This window comes from Bacteroidia bacterium (assembly GCA_027493955.1).
GTDB lineage: Bacteria > Bacteroidota > Ignavibacteria > SZUA-365 > SZUA-365 > JAOSJT01.
Map to the genome: position 1 here is coordinate 1,652,678 of JAOSJT010000001.1, position 23,470 is coordinate 1,676,147.

Genomic DNA, 23,470 nt, shown 5'->3' on the forward strand with positions numbered 1-23,470 from the left:
GGAATCAGGAATAATCGTCGTCGTCCTCTTCGTCCACATCGTCGTCCATGGTGTTGTTCACCTTGAAATCCGGATTGATGTAGCTGATAATCTCGCCGACACGCGCGGCCTCGGCATCGTCTCCCTGCTGTTGCCAGGCGAGGTAGAGATTGCGCCACATCCGTTCCAGGATATCCCGCGCGGAAACGGGAGCGAGCATTTCCGGCGTCAACTTGATGCCGGAGGAAGAAAGCATCAGGCGGCACTGGTCACGGGTGATGATGATACCGCTGTTGAACGCATCGACGAAGAACATGCGGGATCCATCGTCGTACTGCACGAGGAAATGCATGGGCATGCCGATGCCGTTCAGAATGAGACCAAGCCGCTTCCCCAGAAGAAGCATCAATACGGAGAGCGTAATGGGAATGCCCTTGCGATAGTCGATCACCTTGGTCAGGAAACTGTTGTTCGGATTGTAGTAGTCTTCACGATTGCCGAGAAAACCGAGATCGCTGAACAGGTAGCTCCGCATTTTCATGAAGGTGTCGAGTGGCGTCGCACGTGTACCGGCGAGAATATGAATATCGCCCGCCATCTCGTCGAGCCGCTGCTTATAGGTGGCGATGGTAACCTCGGGATGGCCGTACTTCGCAATCGCGAAGGCCCCTTCTTCAAGATCGATAGTCGTCTGGTTATCGGAATACCCCGTGAGACGGCTGAGCGCGTTTTTCTTGCGAATATCATTCACCAGATCATCCACCAGGCCGCGGTGGACATTGCCGTGGATCTCGGTGAGTTCCTTTAAGTCCGCGACACACCCCTCTCCCAGCTCCAGTATCCGATCACGCACGGCTTTCTGTACCGAGGCCTGCGGATCGTCGAGCAGAGAGTAGAGGGCAAATAATTCGCGCGAAGGGCTCATTTTGAGAGATACCTCTCCGTCAGTTTTTTCCGAAGGTAATTAAACGCTTCTCTGGGAGTATTGCAAATCCGAAACAGGGAGAGATCCTCGGGGCTGATGACGTGCAGGCGGGCGAGTTCGTGGAAATTCAGTACGCGTGTCCAGAAATCCTCTCCGTACAGCACGATGAACACATCCTTCTTCAGCTTCTGGGTCTGGACCAGGGTGAGGATTTCCATGAGCTCGTCCATGGTACCGAAACCTCCCGGAAAAACGACGAGCGCCTTTGAAGGATACACGAACCAGAACTTGCGCATAAAGAAGTAATGAAACTCGAAATTGAGTTCCGGTGGAATGTATCTGTTCGCGAATTGTTCGAAGGGCAGACTGATGTTGAGCCCTATGGACTTGGCACCTGCCGCGTGTGCGCCACGATTCGCGGCTTCCATGATGCCCGGTCCCCCACCGCTGCAGATAACAAAGCGCTGGCTATCCAACGTGAGCGACCATTCGGAGAGGAGACGCGCGAGCTCTACCGCATCTTCATAATAGCGGGAAAGTTCCACCAACACTTCCGCTCGCTGGAGCTGGTCGAGCAGGTGCTTGGGGGTTTTCTTTTTCCCGGAATTCCGTATCGCCTGCAGTGTATCGTCCTTCTCCAGCACGGCTTCTTCGCGCGAGCGCAGACGCGCGGATCCGAAAAACACGATGGTGTCACGCACACGTTGTTGCCGCAAACGCCGCTGAGGTTCGAGATATTCGGCGAGGATGCGGAGAATACGTGCATCAGGACTGTTGAGGAATTCGATATCCTTGTAGGCTTTTACGGGAGATTCGTGCATAAGGCGCTCGCTTCAGGTGAAAGGAAACCGTTGAAGGACTTCGCAAGGGCAGGGATCAGAATTCTCCGCCCGTCACGGGGATAATGTGGCCGGTAATGTACGACGCCGAAGTCGCCAGAAAAAGAGCCGCCTCGGCAACATCGCGCGGGGTGCCGTAGCGTTGCATCGGGAAGCGGTCGGCGGAAATGTGATCTCGCTCCTCTTCGCCGGGTATGAGGATCACGCCGGGCGCAATACCGTTGACGCGTACCCGGGGCGCGAGCGCCTTGGCCAGCGCCCGTGTCAGCATGACGGCGCCGGCCTTGGATACGTTGTAGGGGATGTGCCTTTTCCATGGCTCGAAGCCCCCGGCGGACAAAATATTGACGACATTGCCTCCGGCTGCGCGCAACAGCGGCAGCAGCGCCTGCGTCAGGAAAAACAGTGCCTTGGTATTCACATCCTGCGTGAAGTCCCACATCTCCTCGGTCACATCCTCGATTGTCGCTGCGGGAAAGACACCGGCGTTGTTCACAAGTACATCGAGACGATCCGTGAACGTGGCGGTTTCAGCGGCCATGCCCCGGATTTCTTCCACACGCCGAAGATCGCCACGAACGGTAAACACCCGCACATCCTTTTCCCGAAGCACACGTTCCGCTTCCGCCAGTCCGTCCAGCGACGCATGCGCATGAAGGATGATATCGTAACCCGCGTCGCCAAACGCGTAAGCCAATTGTCTGCCGAGACGGCGTCCGGATCCGGTGATGAGTGCTACAGGCAATGAGATGGACGATGAATGATGAACGATGTACGACTTAGGATTTTTCCGCTTCTGGCGGCACGATGTGCGATGTACGATGTATCTGTTTCTGGCGGATCACCTCCGAATGAAGATGTGAGCAACGATGCATGCAAGATACGGACTCCAGGCGCGTGGTGCCATGTTGGGTATTCGGATGGGTACAGAAAAGGGCCTCGCGTGAGGCCCTTTCCGATACGATCTGCGTCCTTTCCGATTATTGCCCGGGGGCCTGATCGGAAGGCGGGGGTGTTTGCTGCGCGGGTGCTTGCTGCGCGGGTGCTTGTTGCGCGGGGGCCTGTTGCGCGGGGGCCTGCATCTGCTCGGACTTCTGCACGGGCGACATGGGCGCATTCGGATTGCCACGCTGAATGATGCTCTCTTCCGTGCCTTCGGACGGGAGGAAGAACATGTTGAGCATGAAAATCAGAATGGTCATCGCGATGGCAAGGCCCCAGGTGGTCTTCGCAAGGATATCCGAAGCGTGTCGCACACCCAGCATGCTGCCGAAGCCGCCACCGGCACCGCCAAACGCGCTGGAAAGGCCGCCACCCTTGGGATTCTGCATCAGGATCGCGACCGTCATGACCGCGCCAATGAGAATGATCAACAGCATCAGGAACACGTACATAATTTCAATTCTCCAGTTTCATTCAATACGAAAATGAAATATACGGGCATACCACGAAAAAGGCAACAGGAAAAATCCGCATATCCGCATGCGCGAAAGACGTATACGCGAAAGACGTCTGATCACGGACATTCACTGCTTCGCATGGAGACCGCGGGATAGTGCTTCTCCGTACGAGACCGTCGTAGCGTTCTGCCGGATGCGCTTCGGGCTCGTCCTCAATAGCCGGTGCGCAAGTTCCGAGGAACCGACATTCACCGTGCGCTCACTTCAGTACGAGGAAGGTTCCCCCCGCCACACCCCTCGGTGTGATGACTCTGCAGAAGTACATGCCGCCGGAGAAGCGTTCCGTGTCGAGGGTCTGTCGCGGATTGCCGCCGTGTATGGACATGCGACACATCTCGCGTCCCGCGGCATCGGTGACGAGCAGCATACCCGCGTCCGAAGGCAGTAGTGCCGCTTCGATGGTGATGCGGTCATGGGTCGGGTTCGGCCACGCAGACAGCGTGAGCTGTCGCGGAAGCATCATCTCCTCTCCCGTGCCGAGGACGACGTTCGTGATCCGCGCCTGCCCGGCATGCACGACGCGGCGTTGCAACGGATCCTCGTGGTGATAGGAAACGAAGGCGACGAAACTGATCAGGTCATAGAGCCCGAAATTGTTGCGGTCCAAGATATGATGGAGGCCGCTGCTCCAGTTCCATCTGTACACTGTGCCGGTTTCGGGTGTCGCGGGTATGACGCCGCTCACACCCCAGGCACCCGTGGGTATCGCGCTGACAACATTGTGATGGGCGTACCCTATGATGGGATTTCCCGCGCCGCTATAAGGATGTCCCGGCGTACCGTTAAAATAGTTGACCTGATCATACCCTTTGCCCATTCCGACGATGCTATCCTCAATGACGAAGAGGTTCAGCCGAAAATCACCGGGCGACGGGATACGCGAAAACTCCACCTCGAGTGTGCAGTCTATTTGCCCCACTTCGGCATAGTAGGTGGAGGTGATGCGGATATCGCAGAATTGTTCGTCACCCAAACGCGCAGTGACGAGACTATCCCATTTGGATCGTATCGTACCGAGATTCGCATACGGCGCCACGTGCAGCGGAAACAAGGTGCGGTCAATGACTCCGCTCGGCGCAAAATTGACGAAGGCCGACGCCACGGTGGCACTGCCCGGCGCTGTCATGGAATCCACGCCGAATCCGGCATGATGCGTCACCCAGATCACGGAAGGATGGTCCTTCACGATCTGCGCGGCAATAATATCGCCATCCGGACAGAAACCGCATTGTGCCGTGGAAAATTCTTCCAGCAGCACCTGACGCGCTGATTGTGCATGCACTGTGCTGACGGCGAGGGTCAGCATGAACAATGTGAAAGCGGCAAGGAACAACGATTTTCGCACCATGTTCTCTCCTGAATAGTATGAGGGTAACATAGGTCGAATTTCACTTCCCCGCAATACCGGCTTATCGAGTCGCAGCGACCTGACGCTTCTCTGAATCCTCCGGATAATCCATCCCGGCTCCGTCATCGAACCCATTTCTCTCTATCGCGTGCATGTCGCAACGTACGTCCATACCAAAGCGAAAGGATACGCGCAAAGGGCGATGCGCCATGGAGCGAACGCGCCGGCGGCGGGACCGGTGACCGTGCGCAGGCGCGTCGCCGCCCGCTTCCCCGCCGCATGTGCGACGATGCGGGGTGCGCTACGACGGCTCGTTTCCCGCGGACGTCACTTGCGGGTATGCGGCCGATCGGGTGCCAATACGGAGGCGAGACAGTCATGGCACGGGGACTGTCATGGTGGCGCCTGTTACGGCAGGGGACGGCAAAATATGTTGCACAGCGGCGGAGTGCTGCGTAACTTGTTAAGTTTAGCATGAAACACGGCAAAATACATAGCATCGCCGTCTTCGGAGCGACAGGATCCATAGGGCAGAGCACCCTGGAGGTGGCACGACGTCATCCGGATATTTTTGACGTGCGCTATCTGTCCGGCAATCGCAATGTACCGCTGCTTTGCGAGATGGTGCGTGCGTTTCGTCCTGCGGCCACCGCTGTGGTGGATGCCGTCGCGTACCGTGAGGTGCAGGCAAACGTCGGACATCTCACCGAGGTTCTTGGGGGCGAGGAAGCGCTGGTGGAACTGGCCGCCCGTACGGACTACGACATCATGGTCAGCAGTCTGGTTGGCTCCGCCGGCCTGCTCCCCACCGTCACCGCGATACAGGGCGGGAAGCGCATTGCGCTGGCCAACAAGGAGACTCTGGTGGTTGCCGGCGAATACATCACCGCGCTCACACGCGCACATGGTGTTGACCTGCTGCCCATCGACAGCGAGCACAGCGCCATTATGCAATGCATTGTCGGTGAGCCCGCGCACAGCGTGTCGCGCATCATCCTCACCGCCAGCGGCGGTCCCTTCCGCGGCTGGGAAGCCGGACAACTCGACGCCGTCACTCCAGCCCAGGCGCTGCGGCATCCCAACTGGAGCATGGGTAACAAGATCACCATTGATTCCGCCACATTGATGAACAAGGGGCTTGAGGTGATTGAAGCCCATTGGCTTTTCGGAAAGCAGGTCTCGGACATATCCGTCGTTGTGCACCCGCAATCCATCATTCATTCGCTGGTGGAATTCTCCGATGGCTCGGTCAAGGCCCAACTTGGGGTTCCGGACATGAAGCTGCCGATTCTCTACGCATTGACTTACCCCGAAAGAATCCCGAGCACGCACGAGCGCCTCGACCTCGCCGCCATCGGTTCCCTCACCTTCGAGCAGCCGGATACAGATTCCTTCCCCTGCCTTCGGCTCGCCTACGAAGCGCTCGATCGCGGCGGAACGGCACCCGCTATTCTGAATGCGGCGAACGAAGTCGCGGTAGCCGCGTTTCTGGCAGGGACATTGAACTTCCGCGGGATTCCGGCGGTTATTGAAGAGTGTCTCGGGCTCCTCCCGATTTCCGGCGCGGAGCGTCTCGATGACATACTTGCAGCCGACACACGGGCACGGGAAACCGCGTCCCGCATTATCGCATCACACAGAGCTTTTCAGACAGCCAGGTAACGGCACTTTCCTATGGACGCACTCGGACAAATCCTCAGCCAGATATTTTATTTTATAATCATCATCGGGGTACTGGTACTCATTCACGAACTGGGCCATTTCCTCGCTGCGAAAGCCTTCGGTATGCGGGTCGAGCGTTTTTCCATCGGTTTCCCTCCACGCGCCTTTGGAAAACAGATCGGCGACACCGATTACTGCGTCTCGTGGCTGCCCATCGGCGGTTATGTGAAAATCTCCGGTATGGTAGACGAGAGTCTGGACACCGAGCAACTCGCGAAGGATCCGGAGCCCTGGGAGTTCCGTGCGAAGCCTGTATGGCAACGCATCATCGTCATAGTTGCCGGCGTCGTCATGAACATCCTTCTCGCGATCGCGATTTTCTGGGGCATCAATCTCACACAGGGCACACAGGTTCATAAAGTTACGACTATCGGCAACGTCCAAGCCGGATCCGTTGCCGAGAAATACGGACTGCTTGCCGGCGACCGCATCACCGCCATCAACAACAGAGGGATGAAGACCTGGGAAGACATTCGCGAGAGCGTCGTGTATGCACAACTCGCGGATGACCTGCGGATCCGTGTCGAACGTGCGGGCGGCGTACTCACGCTCGACATTCCGAACAAGGCCATCGCCCGCCTGGAATCGGGAGAGCTCGGAATCACACCCGAGGGCGCAACGACGTACATCGCCGCTGTCGAGCCCGGATTGCCCGCCTCCCGCGTCGGTCTCGCCGAAGGCGACGTCATCGTCAGCATCAATGGCGAGAACGTTTTTACCCCGACGGACGTCGTACGCATTATTGGTGCCAGTCCTCAAAAACCAGTCAAGATGATCTGGACCCGCGAAGGCAAACGCATGGCCTCTATGGTCACCCCGACGGAACACGGAAAAATCGGCATCATCCCGGTTCTCTCCATCGCGGGCCCGACCGAGGTGATGCATTACGGCGTCTTCGAAGCGCTGAGCGTGGGTGTGCGCGGACTTGTGCGCGTCACGGACATTTTCTTGACGAATATCTGGCACATCATCATCGGCGAAGCGAGTTTCAAGAACAGCATCGGCGGACCGGTTAAAATCGCGGAGATGGCCGCACAGTCAGCGGAAGCCGGGATATACAGTTTCCTGAGTCTCATGGCGCTGCTCAGCATCAGTCTCGCCATCATCAATATTTTCCCCATCCCCGCACTCGACGGTGGTCATCTCGTTTTTCTCATCTACGAGGGTCTCTTCCGCAGGGAAGTGCCCACGAAAATCAAGATCGCGCTGCAGCAGGTGGGCATGGTACTGCTCCTGGCGCTGATGCTCTTCGTGATTTACAACGACATTTTTTGAGAGTACGCCACAGGTATACAGAACGGCCGCCCGCGGGCGGCCGTTTCATTTTTCACACACGGGATACTCAGGCGCCGATAGCCGACTGGGCGTCATCAGCCTGGTTTTTCAGATAGTGCGAAAGCGCCATGAAGCCACCGATAATCTGTTCGTTCCTGACCTTCACACCTTCGACCACAGTCAATTCCTGCGGTGTGAAGTTCCACACTGCCTTGACGCCCGCTTTGACGGCGATGTCGGTAATCTCCTGCGCGGAGTCTTTCGGCACACAGAGAATGATGAGCTTGATACGATGCTTTTGAATCATCGAGGTGAGCCGGAAAACCGAGGTCACCTCTATCCCGCCGACAATGCTCCCGATTCTGTTGGGATCGTTGTCGAGTATGCCCACTATATCGAGACCGTATTGTCTAAAACCCGAGTAGGTGGCAAGGGCTGTCCCGAGATGTCCGGCGCCGATGACCAGCGCTTCCGTTCTCTCCAGGAGACCGAGAAATTCTTCTATTCTTCGCCGAAGCACGGCGATAGAATAGCCCTGGTTCTGCTTGCCACGAATTTTCAGATCGGCCATGTCCTTACGGACCAGGGTTTCATTGATCTCCAGGATCTCGGAAAGCTCGCGCGACGAGATGTACTCCCTCCCGAGCGCTTCGAAAGCACTGAGTATCTGATGGTAGCGCGGGAGGCGCCGAAATGCCGCTTTGGAAATTCTATCCATGGCCTGTCCTCTGTCTCAAGTCACGAAAATGCGGTTGCTTCATACGGAAATGCTGTCGCCTACTCCGCTGAAAGAAAAATTTCCCCAGCCAAACGAGAACATTTTCACGATCAAGATAGAGTAATTCGCGACACGATACAATATGCGCTGCGAAAAATATTCACAGCGTTTTCAGCGTGGGGCGGGACGCAATTCAAGACGAGCGGGCTGATCGGGGACGGGAACATCCGGGACAGAGATTATGCCGGAGGGTGAGGCCTGGACCCGGGTGCTGTACATGACTGATCCGCCGGTTTTTACGTCGCAGATGTACCAGCCCCCCTGCCGGACGACGAAGCGCTGAAGTCTCCGAGGCGTGATGGTGGCGGTGAGCGATCCGGTGGGTACATACAATGAATCCCGTAGTTCGATGACGGAACGACGAAGCCCCACAGACCAGAATTCCCGCGTGTCGATAACGGGTTCGAACCAATCCACAGAAACATTCATTGCGCCGCGCCGTGCGCTATCATCGGGGAGGCTGTTATCGGAGACTGCGCTGAACGCCGGCCAGCTTCGATTCGCGCGGTATCGGTATAATGCGGCCGCATCCTGCTGTGGAGACCAGAGGTAATTTCCGTTCGAATCATGATCGCGTTCATCCCAGAATGCGGCCACCCCGCTCGATGCGGAATCGGCCGTGCGAAGCACGGAAGCTAGCTGCTGCCAACCGACGACACTGTCTCTGCTGCCGCCGAAAAGACGGATATGCGGAAGCGCATCGGTGGTGAGCAGTCGAAGTTGCCGCGATGCATCCAGAGCTTCGTACACACGGGTTCCGTCAAACATGACAGGCTGGCGTTCCGGCCGCCCCCACAGTGCGTCGAACGCGTTACGCGCCCATTTGCCGCGCGGAGTTTCGGCGCTGTCGCGCACATCGAAACGCAGTCGTGGTATGGTCGCCATCGCCGCAGCGACGAGCCGTGGTTCCGCCAATGATGTAAAGAATGCGCCGCTGCCGCCCATCGAATTGCCGCTCAGATACACGCGTGTCGAGTCCAGAGGAAGCTCACGCAATGCCCAGCGAAGTGTCCACAATACTCGCCGCCGGGTGAAATCCGTGGCAACGGCACCTTGCGGCGGAGTACCCATGCGCCCGAATATATCGATACCAAGGTTGTAGCCGAACCAGAACGTGCTGCCCGCATGTCCCGGCAGGTGGTCGTCAAGAGAAAGAATGTACTCTTGCGGGTTCCCGCTGCCCGCGAGATGTGTCAGGAAGTGATCTCCACGTCCATGCATGCGCACAAGGAGGGGATGCTGTGGCGCTTTGCCATTCTTTCGCAACGCAAAATGAAAAGGCAAACAGGGGACGTTCGCCATGGCGGGGTACTGCGTGGCATCCACATTGGACACCCAGTGCACAAATATATCCACGGCCTTGCCGTCGCGGGTTATGCGATTCTGAAAGACCGGTCTGGGAGAGTCGGCGCGTTCACGCACACCGGAGGCCGTCGCATTGCGGCCGGGCCTGACTTGTCGCAACTCCCCTTTTCGATCCGTTGCCGTCACCGCGTAGTACCAGGTGCCGGATTGCGCGACCGTCATGACGAAGCATTCATCGTTTGCAGATAAGGTGCCGGCCGGTCCCGGGAATCGAAAGTACACGGGCGCACTGAGAATGGCACTGAGGCGCCTGTCGCGCGACTGTCCCGGCCGGATGGTGAACACCTGTTCCGCTCTGCTCAACGCGAGCGTCGTACGCAGGGGTTTGCGGGAGCGGTACACTGTGTAGTGCGCGGCGGAGGGTCCGACGGATTTCCACTTGAGAAAGGTCTGCCCCGCGGTATGATAGACGAACAGGCCGGTCACCTGCGCCGTCGCACTCATGCCGAAGGCGAGCAATGCAATGGCTGCGAGTATCAGTCGGAGAGGAGACAGGAGCCGCATTTGCGTGGAGAGCAGAATTCAGAATAGAGTTCGATCATGCCCTGCTGCGTCTTGGAATCGAATGGCACGGTACGGCCGAGCACGGGTGCGGTAATGCGCGTGATACGGTTCGGGGCCGCAGCCCTCATGGTAAAATACACCGCACGCGCACGTCGTGCCAATGAAGCGTTGTCGCGCAGCTCACTCAAGAGGTTCAGTACGGGCGAGAGCACGTTCATGGCGAGTTCGGTAACGCGTTCGGGGCCCGGAGATGCGGCCTCGCCTTCAACGCGGAACAGGGGGGCGAACACCCCGGCATCGCCCGTGAATGCTTGTGCAGCGGTATCGAGGTCGTTCCACCACTGGCCGGCGGACAGGCGCTCCGCCCAGGACGCAAGCCAGCGCAGGCGCGGGACCGCTCTGTTGGATGGCGTGATGGCGCTGTTCAACCAACTATCCTGCATAGCACACTGGGAGAGATCCTTTGTCTTCTTCTCCGCGGCGGCGGAAAGCATGCACGCGCGTCGTGACGGCGGTAAAGCGAGCGCCCCGGCCAGAGTGAGTACTCTCGCAGCGCGTTCCATCCTGTCCTGATTCCCTCCGTATCCCGCGCCGCGCGCAATGGCTTCCCAGACCGCCTGCCGCAACGCGCCCTCCTCCCCGAGTGCGGGTGACAGTTGATCGTAGCGGTACCGCATACGGGCGCATTTGCGCGTATACCTGCGCACGGCCGCGATCAGCAACATGACGTCGGCCAACGGATGCGCCACGGTGGCACCACGACCTGCGGCACAGACCATGGGATGGGCTTGGTGGAATTCCGCGCTCCAGGCCTCACGCAGCGGCATGGAAAGCTGGCCGGGGAGCAGAACCGTCGGCGGCAGCACGTCCGTTCGTGTGGGAGGATACAATGCGACATGAAGAATGACCTCGTCGTACAGCGTGTTGCGGTCATGCCCGTGCCGCCACCAGTCATCGGCGTCGGTGTGCACCTCCACGGCCCCTCGGAAGAGACGACCGTCCAGAATGATTTCCGCACCGAGAAAATCAGGACCATCATGCTGATTCTGCGTGCCGGGGCAGAGCACGCGCAGTTCTCTCCCGTCCATAGTGCGCAGCACACACTCGGGAGTGGCGACCCGCAGCCACAGCGCGACAGTGTGTCGCTCGGGGATGCGCGGATTGCGCCGCGGCTCGGCAACAGCACGGAAAATTGACGTGGTGGAGAGCGCCGCGATGGTATTGGTGTTCGAAAGCACAGTCAGATGTTCCCTTGTGTGAAAAAAACAACCCCCACCCTGCCCGGGTTGGTTCCCGGCTAGCCGCGCAACGCGGAAATATACTGACGGTAATTTCCGGATTTGAAGATGGCGGAACCCGAAACAAGAATATCCGCGCCCGCGTGCAGCACATCGGGGGCCGTCGCTGTGGTTATTCCGCCGTCCACCTCGATGCGGAGGTGTTTCAGGCCGAGTTCGTCGGCCATACGCCGCAGTTCGGTGATTTTTGCCAGAGACCGCGGGATGAACGACTGCCCTCCAAAGCCAGGATTCACCGACATGACAAGCACCATCTCCACATCGTTGAGAATATCCGCAAGCAGAGAGACCGGAGTCGCGGGATTGATGCTCACACCTGCAGGCAGACCGAGATCGTGAATACGCTGTATGGTCCTGTGCAGATGGGGACAGGTTTCCCAATGGACAGTGAGTATATCGGCACCGGCACGTGCAAAATCCTGCAGATAGCGATCCGGCTCTTCAATCATCAGATGCACGTCCAGCGGTACGGTGGCGTGACGTTTGATCGCTTCGACGATGAGCGGACCAATGGTCAGGTTCGGCACGAAACGGCCATCCATGACATCGACATGCAACAGGTCGGCGCCGGCGGCTTCGACAGCCTTCACTTCATCGGCGAGCCGGGCGAAATCACAGGAGAGCAGCGATGGCGCAATCAGCGGGCTTTGTCGGGGAATTTCCTTCACTTCTCCTCCTTCAAGCGTATGAAGGTCAATTTATCCATGGGTTTTCCGGATCGGAGCGCGAATTCCTCTATGGGGATCAATTGCTGCATTCCCGTTGCATGGAGACCGAAGACGACGATGCGCAGCGTATCGTCGCTCAGGACCATCCGGTAGGAATTGTAGAGCGAGTCTCCGCCCTCCGGCAGTGTGGTTACGACAACAGTATCCGCAGTGACTGTGTAATTGCACTCACCTTCATCGGGATAGCCCTCCTGTCCCAGCCAGGCTTTGCCGGCGTTATCGAAGCGAATGAGATTACCGTCGCCGTTTTTCCACTTTCCCTCGACACCAGGTTCCTGGGAACACGCCGCGAGCAGAGAGGAAAAACAAAGGAGAAAGAAAATGATGCGTTTCATGGCAGTGATGATGAGGCGATTGTTGATACACCATCGGCGAAGCTTCGAACCGCCGCGGCAATAGCGTCGAGATCGATCATGGATATGCATTCAAGATTGTAGGGACAAGTGCGTTTCCAGCAGGGAGCGCAGTCGAGCCCATGGGGGATAAATTTTTCACCACGATCATAGAGGTCAATTTCGCTCCAGCAGCTCAGTCCGAACCAGGCGAGAACGTGCTTTTTCAGTCCGATAGCGAGGTGCATACCAAAGCTGTCGCCCGTGATCACCACATCCGCAAGAGCTTCGTACACGATGCCCGCACGCAGTCCTTCGCGCGTGGGTGTCGGTACGAGGCGGCCGGAGTGCACGAGTGGCTGCAGCTGTGCCGCGATGTCATCATTCCGCTGCGTGTCCTCGGGACCGCCGAGCAAGAGGAATACCAGTCGGTCATCGGAAGCCAGGCGCTCGATCAGCTCGACATGCTGGGGTACGGTCATTTTTTTGTTGGGAAATAATTCGGAACAGCCGGTGTTGAATCCGACGGCCAACTTCCCCACGGGTACCCATCGGGCGCGGAGCTCCCTGACTCTGTCCTGCTCCGACGCTGTCAGTTCCAGTATGTATTCATCGCGCCGATAATCGAGTTTCCAGGTCGCGGCGAGAATGTCCTGACCACTCCGCTGATTCACACGAAATTTCAGGTGATCGTCCAGTCCCAGGCGGAAATTGTACTCCGCCTCGGGATTCGCGGGCACGATCTGTCCACGTTTTGAGATGGTAAAACCCCGGAGTTCATCGGTCCAGAGCGATGAGGCGAAGGCGCAGGCATCCAGCGATTTGTCGGCATTCAGCACCACATCGAAAAATTGCTGCTGCAAAATGAGGCGGTCCACGTCGTTCCACACGAACACGCGATCCACGAGCGGATTGGCGTGCAGCAACGCTGCTGCGTTGGAGCGCGTTATCCAGAACACCTGGCTGATGGGCCACGCTCGCTTGATTCCGGCGAGTTGCGCCGTGGTCATAACGACGTCGCCCATCGCGTCGAGATTAATGATCAGGATACGTGTACCGATGGGGTCGCATCGCATGCAGTGTTCACTGCAATCCACGCCCGGAAAACAGGGCTTGTATCCGTTGAAATGCTTGCAATCGACACCGTTGACATCAAAATTCATGGGGTTTCTTCACTGTTCCGCTATCCTAATGTACGGAATCCGGAGGAGATTGCGAGAAAGAGTGCTGTCCCGATACGCCGGACTCAAGTGAGCATATTGTTCAGGGACGCAAAACCTGATTGTGCGGCAGATGCGGCAAGGCCGCTCAAGTGAAGGTCCGGCACCGCGGCATGATTCACTTTTCACTTTCCCATGGCGCGTCCACGTCCCCGCTCCGTGCGACGCGCCGGACGATTTCACACCACCGTCATCACGAGGTACACGGAATAGAGGAAGAACACGAGCAGCAGCAATGCGCCTTCGAGGCGATTCAACCGTTTGGCCTTATGGAAACCGAAGACAAGGACGAACAGGAAACCCGTGACGGCGGTCATGATCGGAAAGTCGCGTGTGAGCAAGTCGGCGGGGAGTTCCATAGGCGAGATACTTCCGGCTAAACCGACAACCATGAGGGTATTGAAGAGATTTGATCCGATGATGTTGCCGAAAGCGATATCATGCTCGTTTTTCCGGACTGCCACGACCGACGAAGCCAACTCCGGCAGCGATGTCCCCAGTGCGATGACCGTCAGGCCGATCACGAGATCGTCCACGCCGAGTACTGTTGCGATTTCGACTGCGCCCCATACGATGAAGCGCGAACTTCCGATCAATAACAGCAATCCCGCGATGGACCAGAACAGCGCCTTCCGGAGCGGCATGATGTCTCCTGCCAACTCGCTGAGAACCTCTGCCGCGAGATGATCTGATTTTTGCCTGGAATTCTGCCACGTCATCCATCCCATCAATACAGCGAAGACCACGATGAGAATGATGCTATCCAGCCTTGTAAGGTCTCCGTTATAGAGCAGCACACCTGTCAGCGCCGTGACGCCAAGCAGCAGCGGTAACTCAAGGCGGACAATGCTGGATGCAACCGTGATCGGGCGCAGCAGAGCCGTGACGCCAAGGATGAGGGCGATGTTCGTGATGTTGGAACCGTAGGCATTCCCGAGCGCTATGCCGGGATTTCCATCCAGAGCGGCAAAAAGCGACACCACCATTTCCGGGGCCGAGGTGCCGAAACCGACGATCACCATTCCAATGAGCAACGGCGACATACCGAGATGTTTTGCGGAGGCTGCAGCGCCATCCACAAAACGGTCCGCGCTCCAAACGAGGACGATGAGTCCAAGTACGAGCGCGGCGACAGCGAAAACGAGTATATGTTCTTCCATGGTACGTAGTATTGAATCATCCGTCCGGACTCCCGGTAGCACGGTTTGCCCGTGTCTGTTCGGATGCATCCCTACTAACATACAACGACGACAGGAAATTCCGCAGCGTGTCCGCTGCGACCGCTGTGTCGGTCGTGCCGGATCACGCGTCGCGTGAATTGCCCGTTCCCCGATCGCGTCGGCCTACGCACCCATGCATCCGTCCGGAGCTGTGAGCACCACGCCCGTAACTGCTTTCCGCTCCCCCGACGAATTGTTCACGCTGTAGTGTAACTTTACGTCGATTGTTTCGTATACGGGTGTCTTCTTTACCTGGAGTACCCTGTTATGAAGCACCTGTCGAAACTGTTTTGGCTGCCGGCGATGGTGTTCGCATTGTTCGCCTCATGCAGCGACCTCATTCCCGACTACCCGGTCACACCGGACGCAGGGAGCTACACCCTTTCCACGCGGTATTCGCATATCCGGAGCTATCCCGGCGGTGGAGGGGTGTTTACCGTCTTCATTGAACCGCACTCCGACTTTCGCGGCGACGTTGCGCTGACGCTGCAGGCGAATCCCCTTCTGCACGCCACGCTCAGCAGACGCTCGCTCGATGCGCGTCACCGTGTGACGGAGATACTCCTTGCCCCGGAACCCGGGATCTCTCTCGACAGCACGGTGATCATGCTGCAGGCCACGCACCGCGACAGCAGTGCCTGGCTACCGCTTCGCATCACTATGTATCCGTGGTCGCACTCCGAAGCAGGTCCGGAAACTGATCTGCTCCGCGTCTTCCTCGACTGGCAGCAGAACAATCATCCGGAGCTCGTCACTCCGTCCGATCCTTCGGTGTTCCGGCGTTTTATCACCTATCCCGAGCATCTCGTCGTCGAGCACTGGAGTTTCGTCGGCGCCGGCTGGGACGTTCGTCTCTGCCGCCATGTGATGATACCGCCCCACGACTGGTCCATGGTGCTCTTCCGCCCGCTGCATACGCTCACACCCGTCCTTGCGGCGCGACGCGACACACAAGGCAACATCGTCGAGATCCCGGTATCAGAGTATCCGGTGCTTTACGGTTATTGACTGAAGTGAGCGGGGAGCGGAGAGAAGGGCCGATCGGGCCGAATACTGGCGCGGGAAGCGGAGAGCGAAGAACGAAGAGCAAAGAGCACGTCACTGTGTTACGGCTGTGGGTGCAACGAACGATACCCGCCGCCTGGCTCCGACCGTCCCGCAACGATAGGCGCTCGTGGTCATTCGCAAGCCGGGAGTATGTCTTGTACGGATCTCCTTGTCTTTTTCGGACATGCTCTCTGCGCTCTGCGTTCCTTCGCTTGCTCACTTCGTGAAGCGGCCGAACATTTCCACGACTTCCCAGCTGTCCTGGCACAGATCGCGGAGTTCCTCCACCAGTTTCAGGATTTCGTTGTCGCAACAGATGACGTTGACGTTGGGCGTCACTCCTTCCGGAAAATCGAGCGACAGACCGTCCTGCGTGAAACACTCCTCGATTTCATCTATGGCGAGCTGCAGATTGAGATCGATGAACTCATGCACATGCGCCGGTGTGACCGCGGGATGGGGTTCGCGCAGCATATGATCGCGCATCGCCATACGCAGCGCGTCTACCGCCATGCACACCTGGGTGAAGTCAAAGCCCTGCCGCTTGCGGTCGCGCGCAAGCAGGCGTGCGTAGTGCCGCACCGGCATACGATCGCGCGTACGGATCGCCGTCGCGAGAATTTCGAATGACAGCGCGACATACAGGCGCAACGTCTCATCTGTCATCCTGTCGTAGTCGTGACGCTGCGATCGCGCCTGCTGCGCGCGTATCGTTGAGACCACCTCATTGACGATGGCGTCCCTGCGGCGCCGCAGCCGGTTATACAGAATGAAATTCGGACGTCGGGCCGCATGGACGAAGGCCGCCTCATTGCGCTGCCGCCAGATTTCGGGGTGCGTTTTCATATTCTCGATCAGGATCAGCAGACGCCGTGTCAAATCGTAGCGTGGCGTCGGAGCCCAACCAAGATTCTGTTGCGTACGGGACGCGTCAACCCGAAGCTCGCAGTCCACATAGCGCATCATCCAGAGACGCTCGAAAGGCGGCGCACCCAACGCATCCATCACCCATTGCCGCAGCGCGATGAACGGAAATGCCAGCATCCGCGGGATGTGGATGGCGCGCCGCTCGGCACCGAAAAGAAAGCGTGTCGCCGCTTTGTACATGTCGATATGCGACGTGACATGTGAAGGGGAAGCGTTGTAAATCGCAAACGGTGGCAGGGTCTCCGCGCGCTCGATCACGCGGAAGATCAGGGTGATGAGATCTTTGATATGCAGATACGGAACCGCGCTGCGTCCGCGCCCACCCAGCATGGAGGCATTCCAGGCCGAGGACAGCCAGGTACGCAGAAAGGCGTACACGGGAGGATATTCGCACCAATCGCTATAGAGAGCCGCGAAGCGCAGGACGCTGCGCGAGAAGTTTCCGGGATACTCACGAATCAGAGTTTCAGCCTCGCGTTTGCTGGCGGCGTACGGGAAGTCCGCGTCGGGCGCCGTGTCTTCGGTGATGGAGGCACCGTCCGCGGGAAAGCGGCAGGCCGCAAGCGAACTGCTGTAGATGAACTGCCTGACACCCAACTCTGCCGCGAGGTCCAGCACATTCTGCGTGCCGCGAACATTCGTCCGCTCATACTCGGGATTGGGCTTGTAGGTGAAATCGTAGAATCCCGCGAGATGCAGCATGGTCGTGGCACCGCCATGCTCGTTGATGCAGCGTGCCACGTCGAGCAGTGCGTCGCGATGCGCGATGTCCACCTGCGTCCAGCGCTGATGATCCATGCGCGGAATCCCGGCCTCGAACTGAGAACGGCGCGCGAGACAGAACAGACGGAACTTGCCGTTTGCCGCCTCCAGCACATGCCGCCCCACGAAACCGGATGCTCCCGTTACGACGAGACCCGGGAGCGCCATATTGAAGTCTTCAGCCGCCATGATGTTGTTTCTCCTTCATCCATAGCACGAACACCGCGACAGCCATCAGTGCATCCCCGACACCGGATGCCCCTACCAGCCAGATCGCTTCAACACCCGCATAATACACGATCAGAAACAACGCGGCGACGCTTTTCACAAGAATGGTGAGTCGAATGAGCGTCTCGCGTGCGGCACCCAGGCGTGAGGCCATGACGTACAGAACGGCCATGAGGATGTGAAACACTCCTCCCTGGGCAGGGAAAAAGGTTTGCTGTACTTCACCCCAGCCACCCCAGCGCAGCAGGAAATCGGGCTGCGCAAGCAGACCGATGCCTGTGAGGGAGGAATGCAGCGCCATCAGCAGCAGTGCGAGGCGCAACAGGTTTCGTTCAGGTTGCACGGTGTCGTCCAAAGACGTTACCCCAACCGCGACCACCGCCTCTGCGACGGCCACTCGGGCGACTTCCCGGCAACCCTTGACCACGGCCCCGACCCCGGGGCCACGCCGTGAGAACAGCGGCCGTCTGCTCTCGATCGTCGTTCGCGGATACATCCACATCCCGGGGATTGCAGCGACCTCGCCGTCCTCCGGTCATCGGACCACGTCCTGCGGGTCCTGTTCCATCAAATCCAGGCATGGTAACCTCCGTTATCTGATCAGTTCGTTCGCGTATCCACCGGAAATCCGTTTCCCGGTGCCATGTCATAGTGTTGGATTCTCGTGTGTATATGCTTGCCAGGCCTCGGCGACGGTACGCTGAGCGGCGAGCGGGAAGCATAGAATTCCCGCTGCCGCGAGAGCGTCAGCGGCTTTTGGACCGACGCGGTTCGCGAGCAACGTATGTATTCCAAGATTCACCAGCAGTTGCACGGCACCGATGCCCGCGCCGTGGTCCGCGTCTCCATGCGATGCGTTCTGTACGAAGCGCGTCGCGCCACTATCATTGTCGACGAGCAAAAAGCCTTTCGCGCGCCCAAAACGGTCGTCCACTTCAGCATCCCATCCTTCTCCTCGCGCGGGAATTGCAATAGTCATGCTACGGCTCCGTTTTTCCGTAATACCGTCCACATTTCACGAAACACGTTCTCCATCCCTGTATCTCCGATTTCCGCCACGGTGCGTCCCTGACGCAGCGACTCGGGAAACACCGGGGACCAGGGGAACTCCGCAATCACGGGTATCCCCTCGCACGCACAGCGCGTGCGGATGTCCGCGCGGCTCACGTCGTCGAGATCGGCTTTGTTGATGACGCAAGCGGCGGGTATTCCAAACCGCCTGCGCAGGTCGAGCAGTCGCGCCAGATCGTGCGCCCCCGCCGCGCCCGCCTCGGCCACGAACAGCAGCATATCCGCTCCGGTCATCGCCGCGATCGCCGGGCAGCCCAGTCCGGGCGGACCATCGACCAGCACCGTGTCGATACCCGTGGCGAGAGCTGTTTCCGTTGCGAGCTGTCTGACGCGTGTGACCAGTTTGCCGCTGTTTTCCTGTCCGATACATAAGCGCGCGTGCACCATGGGCTGATGGAAGCGGCTGCGGCCTTCGTATGTATATCCCGTCATGCGCGGCGTCATAGTGATCAGGTGATCCTGACAAATGTTCGCACAAACACCGCAGCCCTCACACGACGCCATATCCACCTGATACTGGCCATGCCGCAGCGTGATGGCATGGTAGACGCAGGCGGAGACGCAGATACCACAGAGAGAGCAGCCCCTTGAGTCGAATGACGGCACAGCGCCAGCCATGAAGCGCTGCTCCCGGTCGTTTTCCGGCCGCAACAGCAGGTGCAAATTCGCGGCGTCCACGTCGCAGTCCGCCACCACCAGGGGCGTGTCGGCGCACGATGCGAGCGTCGCGGTTATTGTGGTTTTTCCGGTGCCGCCCTTTCCGCTCATGACCACGACGTTTCTCATGCGTGTACCTCTCCGAAGGCGCCCGTACGTTCCAGAATGTCGAGAAACAAAGGCGCCGACCACGGCACGGCGCGTGGAAGCAGCCATCCGTGGGCGCAGGCCCGCGCGATGTCCTCGCTCTGCGGAATACTCGCCAGCAGCGGAATGTTTTCCGCCCGGCAATAGCGCTGCACCGAATCGTCGTGCGGCACCGCTTTGTTGAGCACCACGGCAACCTGCTGCCGGAATTCGCGAAGGGTACGCACCGTGAGGTCCAGGTCGTGCAACCCGAAGGGGGTGGGTTCGGTCACCAGTATGGTACAATCCGCGCCGCGCACCGCTTCCACCGCGGCACAGCCGCACCCCGGAGGCGCGTCGATGACGGTGACATCCGCAGCCATTGCCGCAGCGGCCGAAGCGGCGGTATCGACAGGAGCGGAGAGCGTTCCCGCTCGCGACTTCACCTCGCGGATGAGCGCCGGCGCTTCCGTGGCTCCCACATCGAGCCGGCCGGTGAGCACGGTCAGCTGCCGGAGAGCGCGCTGTTCCACCACACCGATGCGCTTTGCATCGTCCACCACGGCGCCCATCGGACAGAGCACGACACAACCGCGACAGCTTTTACACAATTCCGGGAATACGACGACCTGATCGGGAAGCACCAGGAGCGCATGGAACGCACAGATCTTCTGACAGAGTCCGCAGTGATTGCAGAATTCTTCCTCGATCCGCGGCTGCATCACCGTCACTTCCCCGATTGTGGTACACGGTGCATCGAGGAAAAGATGGGCGTTGGGTTCCTCCACATCGAGATCGAGCAGCAGCGTCGGATGTTCACGCGCCAGCGTGACGGCGAGCGAAGTCGCCAACATCGTCTTCCCCACGCCGCCTTTTCCGCTCGCCACCGCTATGGTCATGCCCGCCTCCCTCTTCCCCGCCCCTGAGCGCCGATGGAAGTCGCGGCGCCGCGACGCCGACCATGCAGCACCACATGCGAGAGGTCCACCACGCGCCCGGAGCCGCACACCCGGCAGGAATTCTCCTGACTGTCCGTGCCCGCGCTTTCCTCGACTTCCTGCACGACTTCGTCGCCACAGTCCGTACAGCGTTGCAGCGATTGCACGAAATCGACGTCCCCCCCTTCGATGCGCAATTCGCGGCCTTCGATAATGCAGGCCGCCACTTTCGCGTGCGCCGCTTCGATCAACCGTGAGAACGTGGGACGCGAGATGCCCATGCGCGCGGCGGCGGCCAGATGGTCCATGCCTTCATGATCGGCGAGCCGTATGGCCTCGAACTCATCCACGGTAAGAATGACCTGTTGCAGCAGATGACGCGGCACGCCCATCGGCTTGAAGGTGAGGTAACGCGGCGGTAGCAGGATACGGCGAGGGATACGGGGACGTGGCACGAAATCTCCGGATTGTTTGCATTGTTGTCGCGCGGCTGCCGACTCGTCATCCACCGGCGAGAGAGGCTGTAGCATTTTCAGTGCAACAGGTCGGGATGACGTGTCGTTATGCACGTATGTTCATAACGACAACGGCAATATAATGCACATATGTTCATAATGCAAGAGCGTGCTCCATGTATCCGCGCCCTTGTTCGCACGTGCCTGTTCCATCGGGCGGACCTCAGGCGAAGCGCCGGATTCCGCGATGTCGCCCACGGCGTCAAGCACTTCGAGTGGAGCGCGAATGCGCGGCATATGGCGCGAGAAATCGCCTTGTCTCTCAACGATACGCACGCTATATTGATAGATTCGGGGTGTAGCGTAGCCCGGTATCGCGCCTGCTTTGGGAGCAGGAGGTCGTCGGTTCAAATCCGGCCACCCCGACGAAGTACTTGATTTACAACACCTTAGTAAAAATCACGGTACGTTTACGCGACGTTTATTGCAGCCCGCACCCTCACCCTGTGCGGGCTGTTGCTTTACCTTGTCATGGGTTTGCAGGGATTGTGGGGGTATTTTTTGCAGTTCGTCGGGTGCAGGGCGGGATTGTCGCAGTACCCGGGACATATTTCGTGAGGGCGCAATCAGCGTCAGGATTCGTCATACGAAAATTGATACGCAATCGGTGAGTTAGAACTATGAATATGGAGCGCATACCAGACCGAGGTCGTCTCGTCCTTTTTTGTGTTGTCCCCAGAACAATAAGCTGGGAGACTCAAAGCGGAGCTTCGCTCCCGGTACATGGGATCGCGGTTCATATCCTGAGCGGATCTACCAAGCCCGCTCATTGATCAAATCCATCAATATCCCGGTCATACCGGTATAGCCAAGGCGAAATAGTCTGATCATCCCATTGCGCATTGACGCATGCCCGGTTTTGTAAACGGTGCCCTACGCTACAATCCCTCGTTCATTTGGGTTGGAAATGTGGCATGGCCCGTCGCATGAATTCATCAAATAGCGGCACAGTAAATGCCATATCGCCATGCTCGGGGCTGTATATCATTCCTTTCTTAATAAGATTGGCGCGCACCGGCCCCAAAGTTGTGATCTTCGCACCCAGCGTGCCGGCGATATCAGCCGTGCGATACGGCCCGGCTCCAAGCTCGGCCATAGCACGCAGATAATCTTTCTCGCGTGGTGTCAGGCGGTCAAAGCGGACACGGAAGAAATTCTGATCCAACCGTTCCCTTACCGTGCCGCTTGCTTCCTGCGCGACCTGCAGGGTGATCGGAGAAGTCGTCGCATGATTCCACACCTGATACCCCCACTCTTGAATGAAATATGGATAACCTCTGGTCATATTGAGTATTTCTTTCAACGCGTCGACTTCAAACTCCACACCTTCGGCTTTCACCGGATCCTGTAACGCTTTGATGGCATCGACGTCGGACAATGCCCCGATTTCGGGAAAACTAAAAAGTCGCTCGGCATACGATTTTGACTCACCAGCCAGTCCAGGTAGAATCGGCAAGCCGGCACCGATCAGGACCACTGGCAGGCGTTGTTGCTGCATTCTATGCATCGCCATAATCAAAGCGCTCAATTCCGCTTTGGTGAAGTACTGGATTTCGTCTATCAGGACAGCCACCGCAACACCGCGTTCCTCTGCAGCCTCACCAACAGCCACAAATAGATTGGGAAGATCAACTTCCAGATCCCCACTGTCTGCCACTCCCCTTTCCGGGTCGATATCAATGCTGAATTCAAAGTCGCCATACGAGACTTTGATTGCTCCGAGAAAGCTCTTCAGCACCCCGATTCCCCGCCGCACCTTGTCACCCACGGCTTTGATCCGGTCAAGTTCCAACAGCAGTCGGCGCAGGTAGGGCGCGAGGAGTATAGCCAGACGCTTGTCTTCGTGAGCCTCGATCAGTATCGTGTGGAACTCCCTGTCCTTCGCGAGACGATCTATTTCAAGCAGTAAAACCGTCTTGCCTACCCCTCGCAATCCGGTCAACAGGATGCTCTTTTCCGGGCGCTTCAGTCTGATCCGACCTAGCAAGACCACGGCCTGCTCCAACACAGAGTCACGACCTGCCAACTCAGGCGGGGGGTGATCCCGCTCCCGGCGAAAATGGATTCCTGATTTTGTCCATGAGCGTTTTCTGGATTATAACAATTTATTCGTGATTATACGGTCTGGGCCGTATAAATTAATAAACTTCAAAAAACCATCCTCGTCCTTCCAGTGAGAATTATCAACACCGGGGCTTGCTTGAGT

21 protein-coding genes, 1 tRNA gene and 1 pseudogene are annotated in these 23,470 nt (G+C 58.2%); 4 read left to right on the plus strand and 19 right to left on the minus strand.

Annotation, left to right across the window (positions count from 1 at the left end; genetic code table 11):
- Positions 1 to 4: 4 nt before the first annotated feature.
- The 5 genes from M5R41_06475 to M5R41_06495 form a co-directional block, all read right to left on the minus strand.
- Positions 5 to 904 (minus strand): transglutaminase-like domain-containing protein, encoded by a 900-nt coding sequence (locus tag M5R41_06475; GenBank protein MCZ7556030.1) that lies wholly within the window; start codon positions 902 to 904, stop codon positions 5 to 7.
- Entirely contained in the window at positions 901 to 1,725 is an 825-nt protein-coding gene (locus M5R41_06480) for an LOG family protein (GenBank protein MCZ7556031.1), read from the minus strand. Before M5R41_06480 ends, M5R41_06475 begins: the two co-directional genes overlap by 4 nt.
- 55 nt (positions 1,726 to 1,780) lie before the next feature.
- Positions 1,781 to 2,488 carry an SDR family oxidoreductase gene (locus M5R41_06485; protein ID MCZ7556032.1) on the minus strand — a complete coding sequence of 236 codons (708 nt, stop codon included), beginning with the start codon at positions 2,486 to 2,488 and terminating at the stop codon, positions 1,781 to 1,783.
- Positions 2,489 to 2,723: 235 nt separating this feature from the next.
- A complete protein-coding gene (gene secG, locus M5R41_06490; protein ID MCZ7556033.1) occupies positions 2,724 to 3,137 on the minus strand; it encodes a preprotein translocase subunit SecG in 414 nt (137 codons plus the stop codon).
- 265 nt (positions 3,138 to 3,402) lie between these two features.
- Positions 3,403 to 4,551, minus strand: coding sequence for a hypothetical protein (locus M5R41_06495; protein ID MCZ7556034.1), 1,149 nt, complete (start codon positions 4,549 to 4,551; stop codon positions 3,403 to 3,405).
- A gap of 474 nt (positions 4,552 to 5,025) precedes the next feature.
- Between M5R41_06495 and M5R41_06500 the strand changes: the two genes are divergently transcribed.
- Both M5R41_06500 and rseP read left to right on the plus strand, forming a co-directional pair.
- Entirely contained in the window at positions 5,026 to 6,213 is a 1,188-nt protein-coding gene (locus M5R41_06500) for a 1-deoxy-D-xylulose-5-phosphate reductoisomerase (protein ID MCZ7556035.1), read from the plus strand.
- Positions 6,214 to 6,225: 12 nt separating this feature from the next.
- A complete protein-coding gene (gene rseP, locus M5R41_06505; GenBank protein MCZ7556036.1) occupies positions 6,226 to 7,548 on the plus strand; it encodes an RIP metalloprotease RseP in 1,323 nt (440 codons plus the stop codon).
- A 67-nt stretch (positions 7,549 to 7,615) separates the two neighbouring features.
- On the opposite strand, the gene M5R41_06510 is transcribed toward rseP, so the two are convergent.
- From M5R41_06510 to M5R41_06540, 7 genes are all read right to left on the minus strand, one after another.
- Positions 7,616 to 8,266: a redox-sensing transcriptional repressor Rex gene (locus M5R41_06510; protein ID MCZ7556037.1), complete on the minus strand. Its 651-nt coding sequence runs from the start codon at positions 8,264 to 8,266 to the stop codon at positions 7,616 to 7,618.
- A 171-nt stretch (positions 8,267 to 8,437) separates the two neighbouring features.
- The gene (locus M5R41_06515) at positions 8,438 to 10,195 is read right to left on the minus strand and encodes a hypothetical protein (GenBank protein MCZ7556038.1); all 1,758 of its coding nucleotides are present in this window, start codon (positions 10,193 to 10,195) and stop codon (positions 8,438 to 8,440) included.
- Entirely contained in the window at positions 10,168 to 11,433 is a 1,266-nt protein-coding gene (locus M5R41_06520) for a DUF2851 family protein (protein ID MCZ7556039.1), read from the minus strand. Before M5R41_06520 ends, M5R41_06515 begins: the two co-directional genes overlap by 28 nt.
- A 59-nt stretch (positions 11,434 to 11,492) precedes the next feature.
- Positions 11,493 to 12,152: a ribulose-phosphate 3-epimerase gene (rpe, locus tag M5R41_06525; protein ID MCZ7556040.1), complete on the minus strand. Its 660-nt coding sequence runs from the start codon at positions 12,150 to 12,152 to the stop codon at positions 11,493 to 11,495.
- Between the two features lie 5 nt (positions 12,153 to 12,157).
- Positions 12,158 to 12,556 carry a hypothetical protein gene (locus M5R41_06530; protein MCZ7556041.1) on the minus strand — a complete coding sequence of 133 codons (399 nt, stop codon included), beginning with the start codon at positions 12,554 to 12,556 and terminating at the stop codon, positions 12,158 to 12,160.
- On the minus strand, positions 12,553 to 13,716 hold the full coding sequence (locus M5R41_06535; GenBank protein MCZ7556042.1) for a lipopolysaccharide heptosyltransferase family protein: 1,164 nt from the start codon (positions 13,714 to 13,716) through the stop codon (positions 12,553 to 12,555). Before M5R41_06535 ends, M5R41_06530 begins: the two co-directional genes overlap by 4 nt.
- 236 nt (positions 13,717 to 13,952) lie before the next feature.
- The gene (locus tag M5R41_06540; GenBank protein ID MCZ7556043.1) at positions 13,953 to 14,933 is read right to left on the minus strand and encodes a calcium/sodium antiporter; all 981 of its coding nucleotides are present in this window, start codon (positions 14,931 to 14,933) and stop codon (positions 13,953 to 13,955) included.
- A gap of 327 nt (positions 14,934 to 15,260) precedes the next feature.
- On the opposite strand from M5R41_06540, the gene M5R41_06545 reads away from it, so the two are divergent.
- Positions 15,261 to 16,001, plus strand: a complete 741-nt coding sequence (locus tag M5R41_06545; GenBank protein ID MCZ7556044.1) for a hypothetical protein — start codon at positions 15,261 to 15,263, stop codon at positions 15,999 to 16,001.
- A gap of 255 nt (positions 16,002 to 16,256) precedes the next feature.
- Here M5R41_06545 and M5R41_06550 read toward each other — a convergent pair whose 3' ends face one another.
- The 6 genes from M5R41_06550 to M5R41_06575 form a co-directional block, all read right to left on the minus strand.
- Positions 16,257 to 17,918, minus strand: a complete 1,662-nt coding sequence (locus tag M5R41_06550; GenBank protein MCZ7556045.1) for an NAD-dependent epimerase/dehydratase family protein — start codon at positions 17,916 to 17,918, stop codon at positions 16,257 to 16,259.
- A complete protein-coding gene (locus tag M5R41_06555; GenBank protein ID MCZ7556046.1) occupies positions 17,908 to 18,453 on the minus strand; it encodes a hypothetical protein in 546 nt (181 codons plus the stop codon). The genes M5R41_06550 and M5R41_06555 overlap by 11 nt, the downstream gene beginning before the upstream one ends.
- 150 nt (positions 18,454 to 18,603) lie before the next feature.
- Positions 18,604 to 18,936 carry a dinitrogenase iron-molybdenum cofactor biosynthesis protein gene (locus M5R41_06560; GenBank protein ID MCZ7556047.1) on the minus strand — a complete coding sequence of 111 codons (333 nt, stop codon included), beginning with the start codon at positions 18,934 to 18,936 and terminating at the stop codon, positions 18,604 to 18,606.
- Positions 18,933 to 19,814 (minus strand): ATP-binding protein, encoded by an 882-nt coding sequence (locus M5R41_06565; GenBank protein MCZ7556048.1) that lies wholly within the window; start codon positions 19,812 to 19,814, stop codon positions 18,933 to 18,935. The genes M5R41_06560 and M5R41_06565 overlap by 4 nt, the downstream gene beginning before the upstream one ends.
- Positions 19,811 to 20,710 (minus strand): ATP-binding protein, encoded by a 900-nt coding sequence (locus tag M5R41_06570; protein ID MCZ7556049.1) that lies wholly within the window; start codon positions 20,708 to 20,710, stop codon positions 19,811 to 19,813. The genes M5R41_06565 and M5R41_06570 overlap by 4 nt, the downstream gene beginning before the upstream one ends.
- Positions 20,707 to 21,204, minus strand: a complete 498-nt coding sequence (locus M5R41_06575) for a DUF134 domain-containing protein (protein MCZ7556050.1) — start codon at positions 21,202 to 21,204, stop codon at positions 20,707 to 20,709. The genes M5R41_06570 and M5R41_06575 overlap by 4 nt, the downstream gene beginning before the upstream one ends.
- Before the next feature lie 352 nt (positions 21,205 to 21,556).
- Here M5R41_06575 and M5R41_06580 point away from each other — a divergent pair.
- Positions 21,557 to 21,630: transfer RNA gene (locus tag M5R41_06580), tRNA-Pro, on the plus strand.
- A gap of 526 nt (positions 21,631 to 22,156) precedes the next feature.
- Here M5R41_06580 and M5R41_06585 read toward each other — a convergent pair.
- Positions 22,157 to 23,345 (minus strand): annotated as a pseudogene (locus M5R41_06585) (ATP-binding protein).
- Positions 23,346 to 23,470 lie beyond the last annotated feature (125 nt).

Excerpts from the sequence above, each read along its gene's own strand:
- M5R41_06475 (MCZ7556030.1), bottom strand. The coding sequence starts at position 904 with ATGAGCCCTTCGCGCGAATTATTTGCCCTCTACTCTCTGCTCGACGAT.
- M5R41_06480 (MCZ7556031.1), bottom strand. The coding sequence starts at position 1,725 with ATGCACGAATCTCCCGTAAAAGCCTACAAGGATATCGAATTCCTCAAC.
- secG (MCZ7556033.1), bottom strand. The coding sequence starts at position 3,137 with ATGTACGTGTTCCTGATGCTGTTGATCATTCTCATTGGCGCGGTCATG.
- M5R41_06495 (MCZ7556034.1), bottom strand. The coding sequence starts at position 4,551 with ATGGTGCGAAAATCGTTGTTCCTTGCCGCTTTCACATTGTTCATGCTG.
- M5R41_06500 (MCZ7556035.1), top strand. The coding sequence starts at position 5,026 with ATGAAACACGGCAAAATACATAGCATCGCCGTCTTCGGAGCGACAGGA.
- rseP (MCZ7556036.1), top strand. The coding sequence starts at position 6,226 with ATGGACGCACTCGGACAAATCCTCAGCCAGATATTTTATTTTATAATC.
- M5R41_06510 (MCZ7556037.1), bottom strand. The coding sequence starts at position 8,266 with ATGGATAGAATTTCCAAAGCGGCATTTCGGCGCCTCCCGCGCTACCAT.
- M5R41_06515 (MCZ7556038.1), bottom strand. The coding sequence starts at position 10,195 with ATGCGGCTCCTGTCTCCTCTCCGACTGATACTCGCAGCCATTGCATTG.
- M5R41_06530 (MCZ7556041.1), bottom strand. The coding sequence starts at position 12,556 with ATGAAACGCATCATTTTCTTTCTCCTTTGTTTTTCCTCTCTGCTCGCG.
- M5R41_06535 (MCZ7556042.1), bottom strand. The coding sequence starts at position 13,716 with ATGAATTTTGATGTCAACGGTGTCGATTGCAAGCATTTCAACGGATAC.
- M5R41_06540 (MCZ7556043.1), bottom strand. The coding sequence starts at position 14,933 with ATGGAAGAACATATACTCGTTTTCGCTGTCGCCGCGCTCGTACTTGGA.
- M5R41_06545 (MCZ7556044.1), top strand. The coding sequence starts at position 15,261 with ATGAAGCACCTGTCGAAACTGTTTTGGCTGCCGGCGATGGTGTTCGCA.
- M5R41_06550 (MCZ7556045.1), bottom strand. The coding sequence starts at position 17,918 with ATGGCGGCTGAAGACTTCAATATGGCGCTCCCGGGTCTCGTCGTAACG.
- M5R41_06555 (MCZ7556046.1), bottom strand. The coding sequence starts at position 18,453 with ATGTATCCGCGAACGACGATCGAGAGCAGACGGCCGCTGTTCTCACGG.
- M5R41_06560 (MCZ7556047.1), bottom strand. The coding sequence starts at position 18,936 with ATGACTATTGCAATTCCCGCGCGAGGAGAAGGATGGGATGCTGAAGTG.
- M5R41_06565 (MCZ7556048.1), bottom strand. The coding sequence starts at position 19,814 with ATGAGAAACGTCGTGGTCATGAGCGGAAAGGGCGGCACCGGAAAAACC.
- M5R41_06570 (MCZ7556049.1), bottom strand. The coding sequence starts at position 20,710 with ATGACCATAGCGGTGGCGAGCGGAAAAGGCGGCGTGGGGAAGACGATG.